Here is a 4,514-nt window from a genome sequence, read left to right on the forward strand (position 1 = left end):
CGATCCGTCCCACCCCGTCCCGACCGCCGCACCGTCGCGGCAGAGCGCATCGGAGATCCGCATGAACCGCACCCCGACCACCCGCCGCTCGTTCCTCGCCCTCGCGCTGGCCACGCCCGTGGCCGCCGGCGCGCTGACCTCGTGCGGCTCGTCGGGACCGGGCGGCGGCGCCGAGGGTGCGAGCATGTGGATCCTCACCGGGCAGCCGGGGGAGGGCATCCGCACCGACGCCGTCGAGGCCTTCAACGAGGCCAACCCGGACAGCACGATCGCCCTGTCGGCCTTCCAGAACGACGCGTACAAGTCGAAGATCCGCACCGCCATCGGCGCGGGCCAGGCACCCACCGTCCTGCCCAGCTGGGGCGGCGGCGGGCTGCGCGACTACGTGCGCAACGGCAAGGTGGAGGACCTCACCGGGTTCTTCACCGAGAACGCCGCGCTGAAGGACAAGCTCTTCGCCAGCGCCTTCGCCGCGGCGACCGTGGACGGCAAGATCTACGCGATCCCGTGCGAGGCGGTCACCCCCATCGTCCTGTACTACAACAAGGTCCTCTTCGAGCAGGTCGGCGCCCAGCCGCCGACCACCTGGGACGAGCTGATGGCGCTCGTGCCCGTCTTCAACGACGCCGGCATCGCACCGTTCTCCCTGGGCGGGCAGTCGCGGTGGACGAACATGATGTGGCTGGAGTACCTCTACGACCGCATCGGCGGCGCCCAGCTCTTCCAGTCCATCTACGACGGCCAGCCGGACGCCTGGTCGCAGCCGACGTCGCTGGACGCCCTGACGAAGGTGCAGGAACTCGTCCGGGCCGGCGGCTTCGTCGAAGGGTTCGCCTCGATCGCGGCGGACTCCAACGCCGACCAGGCCCTGCTGTACACCGGCAGGGCGGCGATGATGCTGCACGGGGCGTGGACGTACGGCTCGATGAAGGAGGCCGGCGGCGACTTCGTCACCGGCGGGAACCTGGGGTACACCACCTTCCCCCTGGTCACCGGCGGTGCGGGCGACCCGACCGCCACGGTGGGCAACCCCTCGGGCTACTACGCGGTGTCCGCCACGGCCTCCGAGGAGGCCAAGGCCACCGCGAAGAGGTTCTTCACCGAGTCCCTCGTCGGCGACGCCACCACCAAGGCCTGGATCGCCTCGGGCTCGGTGCCCATCGTCATCGGCGCCGACGAGCAGTTCGGCGCCTCCGAGGACGCCGAGTGGCTGCAGTTCGTCTACGACCTCGCCTCGGGCGCCGCGACGTTCCAGCAGTCCTGGGACCAGGCGCTGGCGCCGGCGGCCGCCGACGCGCTGCTGGAGAACATCGAGAAGCTGTTCAACCTCACCATGACCCCCCAGCAGTTCGCCGACGCGATGAACGCCACCACCACCGCGTCCTGACACCACCGGGCACCGACCCAGCAGAGGAGGACCGTGCAGCGCCTGAACCCCCTCACCCTCGGCGAGCACGATGCCGAGGACGCCTCGATCCTCTTCGAGGACCCCGACCACCCCGGCGACGAGCGGATGCTGCGCAACGTCACGGTCCCCACGCTGACGCCGTACCTGCCCGCCGCCGGCACGGCGACCGGCACCGGCGTGGTCGTCGCCCCCGGTGGTGCCCTGCACCTGCTGGCGGTCGACAACGAGGGCGCGCACGTGGCCCAGCTGCTCACCGACCACGGCATCGCCGCCTTCGTCCTGCACTACCGCCTGGCCCCCACCCCGGCGGAGGACGCGCAGTTCGCCGCCTTCGCCCAGCGCCGCTTCGGCGACCGGGAGTTCCTCGCCGAGACCTCCCGGGCCCGACGGGCCGCGGCGGCGGCCGACGGGGCCGCGGCGCTGCGCACCGTGCGCGAGCACGCCGAGCAGTGGGGCGTGGATCCGGGGCGCACCGGCCTGCTCGGGTTCTCCGCCGGCGCGTACGTGGCCCTGGCCACCACCTTCGACGCGCCCACGGCCGAACGGCCCTCGTTCCTGGCGCCGGTCTACCCGGCCTGGTGGGACGAGGTGGCGCTGCCGCAGCCGGTACCGCCGGCGTTCCTGGCGTGGGCCAGCGACGACGGGCTCGGCGACGTGATCATCGGTTCGTGCCTGCGCCTGTACGACGCGTGGCGCAGCGCCGGGGTGCCGGTCGAGGCGCACGCCTACGCCGGCGGCGGGCACGGCTTCGGCGTCCGCGCCCAGGGCACCCCCTCCGACGCGTGGTTCGCGACCTTCCTGGACTGGCTGGCCGCCTCCGGGTTCTGACCACGCTGCCGGGGCGGGCGCTGCCTGGTCACGCCGCGACCAGGCTCGCGCCCGGCCGCGCTCCTACGCTGGGCCGGTGCCCGCCGACCGCACCGCCCTGGGAGCCTTCCTGCGCTCGCGCCGCGACCGCCTGACCCCGGCCCGGGCCGGGATCGCGCCCTTCCCCGGCCCGCGGCGGGTGCCGGGGCTGCGCAAGGAGGAGCTGGCGGTGCTGGCCGGGCTCAGCCCGGACCACTACAGCCGCCTGGAACAGGGCCGCCAGCACACCGTCACCGAGGAGGTGCTCGAAGCGCTCAGCCGCGCGCTGCAGCTCGACGAGGTCGAGCGCGCCCACCTGCGCGACCTGGCGGCCCCGGCCTCGCGCCGGCGGTGGGCCGGCCCGCAGGCCCCCCAGCGCCCCGACCCGGGGGTGCTGCGCCTGATGGGGGTGCTGGAGCACGTGCCGGTGCTGCTGCTGGGGCGCCGCTCGCAGGTCCTGGCGCGCAACGCGCTGCTCAGCCGGGTGCTGGGCGCCGCGCTGGAGCCGGGGACCCTCTTCGCGCGCTGGTTGTTCCTCGACCCCGGTGCGCGAACCCGCATCGTGAACTGGGCCGACTTCGCCGCCGCCGCGGTCGGGGCGCTGCGCTACGAGGTGGGCCGTCACCCCGACGACCGGGCCCTGGCCGCCCTGGTCACCGAGCTGCGCCGCGCCGACCTCGACGTCGCGCGCTGGTGGGACGACCAGCGGGTCACCTTCCGCACCTCGGTGGACAAGCGCATCGCGCACCCGGTCGCCGGTCCGCTGAGCTTCGGCGTCGAGTCCGTCGTGGGGCCGCACGACCCCGACCAGCGCCTGGTCGTCTACACCGTCGAACCGGACTCGCCCACGGCGCGGGTGCTGCCGATGCTGGCCAGCTGGGCGCCCGCGCCCGAGGCGGCGGGTTGAGCCTCAGGTGACCGGGGTGCCCTGGTGGTACAGGACCTGCCAGCCCCGCGCCGCGCGGCGCCACGCCGTCACCCGGCGGGTCACGCGCTCGCCCTGGCGCAGCGTGTAGGTCAGCAGGTACGTCTCGGCGCCCAGGGCGCGGCAGTGGAAGCCGGAGGTCTCCCAGGCGTCCTCGCCCTCCGCACCGGCCTCGGCCCAGCGCCGCAGCAGGACGTCCTTGACGTGCTGCCGGTCGTAGCAGCGCCCCGAGGCGCCGACCTCGAAGAAGTCCGGCGCCATCTGCGCCTCGAGGTCCTCCGCGCCGGTGCCCAGCTCGGGGCGGTGGAACAGCGGTTCGCGCGCCTGCAGCTCGCGCAGCACCGCCAGCAGGTCCGGCTCGGTGGGTGGCACCGGACCAGGCTAGGGCCGTCCCTCGACGCCGGGGCGGCGGAGGAGGACACTGCACCGCAGGACCTCGACGAGGAGGTGTGCCGTGAAGTCGCTCAGGTGCCGCTTGGGGCGCCACAGCTGGTCGGTCCGGGACACCGAGGACGGCGAGCCGTACGTGGTGTGCACGCGCTGCGAGCGGGAGGGCCCCGGCTTCTGGGACGTGAGCTCGGTGGAGGGGGCGCCGGAGGGTTTCCGCTGGGGCCAGGGCGGGCCGAGACCCCCCGGCGCGATGCGCCTGCGCTCCGGGACGCCGGTCGTCGTGCCCGCCACCTGACGCGCCCGGTGCCGCGCGCACCGGACCGGCGCCGCGCAGCGCGGGGACCGGCTCAGTGCCGGCGCGCCCCGCCGGTGACGTGGGTGACGGGCAGGCCGGTGGCCCGGGCGAGCTTGGACGGGACGTCGCCGCGCAGCCAGCGCGACAGGCCCGCGGGCAGGGTGGAGACCACGATCTCCTCGGCGGCGAAGCGGGTCAGGGCCAGGCGGGCGGCCGCCACCACGTCCGCGTCGCCGACCTCACCGCTCACCGACGCCCCGAGGGCCTCGATGCGCGCCAGCGCCGCGTCCAGGCGCTGCTGGGCCACGGCGTAGCTGTGCTCGGGCAGGGCCAGGGCGGCCTCGGCGGGCGAGGTGCCGGGGCCGAGCACCTGCTCGCGCAGCGGGGTGGCCGGCACCACGACGTGGAACTCGTGCTCGCCCTGCTCCAGCCGCTGCCGCACCGCCCGCTCCAGCGCCTCGCCCCGCAGGCTCTGGTTGGCCACCACCAGACACCGTCGCACCACCGCGGTCCTCCTCGACCGGTGCCGCGCAGCACCCCCGTGCCGCACCCCGTGGAACACCCTCGCCACCACGGTAGACCCGCCCGGCGCCCGGTGCCCGCACCCGGCGCGGCGGTCGCAGGAGCCCACCCCCGGTGCGGTCCGCCCC

6 protein-coding genes are annotated in these 4,514 nt (G+C 75.2%); 4 read left to right on the forward strand and 2 right to left on the reverse strand.

Annotated features, from left to right (window positions below):
• The first annotated feature begins 61 nt into the window (after positions 1–61).
• From GTR00_RS15225 to GTR00_RS15235, 3 genes are all read left to right on the forward strand, one after another.
• Positions 62–1,387: an extracellular solute-binding protein gene (locus GTR00_RS15225; RefSeq protein WP_166612445.1), complete on the forward strand. Its 1,326-nt coding sequence runs from the start codon at positions 62–64 to the stop codon at positions 1,385–1,387.
• 33 nt (positions 1,388–1,420) lie between these two features.
• Positions 1,421–2,236, forward strand: a complete 816-nt coding sequence (locus GTR00_RS15230; protein ID WP_166612446.1) for an alpha/beta hydrolase — start codon at positions 1,421–1,423, stop codon at positions 2,234–2,236.
• A 76-nt stretch (positions 2,237–2,312) separates the two neighbouring features.
• On the forward strand, positions 2,313–3,161 hold the full coding sequence (locus GTR00_RS15235; RefSeq protein ID WP_166612447.1) for a helix-turn-helix transcriptional regulator: 849 nt from the start codon (positions 2,313–2,315) through the stop codon (positions 3,159–3,161).
• A 3-nt stretch (positions 3,162–3,164) separates the two neighbouring features.
• On the opposite strand, the gene GTR00_RS15240 is transcribed toward GTR00_RS15235, so the two are convergent.
• Complete coding sequence (locus tag GTR00_RS15240; protein WP_166612448.1) at positions 3,165–3,551, reverse strand: nuclear transport factor 2 family protein; 387 nt, start codon at positions 3,549–3,551, stop codon at positions 3,165–3,167.
• An 82-nt stretch (positions 3,552–3,633) separates the two neighbouring features.
• Here GTR00_RS15240 and GTR00_RS15245 point away from each other — a divergent pair, with 82 nt between their 5' ends.
• On the forward strand, positions 3,634–3,864 hold the full coding sequence (locus tag GTR00_RS15245) for a hypothetical protein (protein WP_166612449.1): 231 nt from the start codon (positions 3,634–3,636) through the stop codon (positions 3,862–3,864).
• Between the two features lie 52 nt (positions 3,865–3,916).
• Here GTR00_RS15245 and GTR00_RS15250 read toward each other — a convergent pair whose 3' ends face one another.
• On the reverse strand, positions 3,917–4,369 hold the full coding sequence (locus GTR00_RS15250; protein ID WP_166612450.1) for a hypothetical protein: 453 nt from the start codon (positions 4,367–4,369) through the stop codon (positions 3,917–3,919).
• Positions 4,370–4,514 lie beyond the last annotated feature (145 nt).

Source organism: Kineococcus indalonis, assembly GCF_009906395.1.
GTDB classification, from domain to species: domain Bacteria; phylum Actinomycetota; class Actinomycetes; order Actinomycetales; family Kineococcaceae; genus Kineococcus; species Kineococcus indalonis.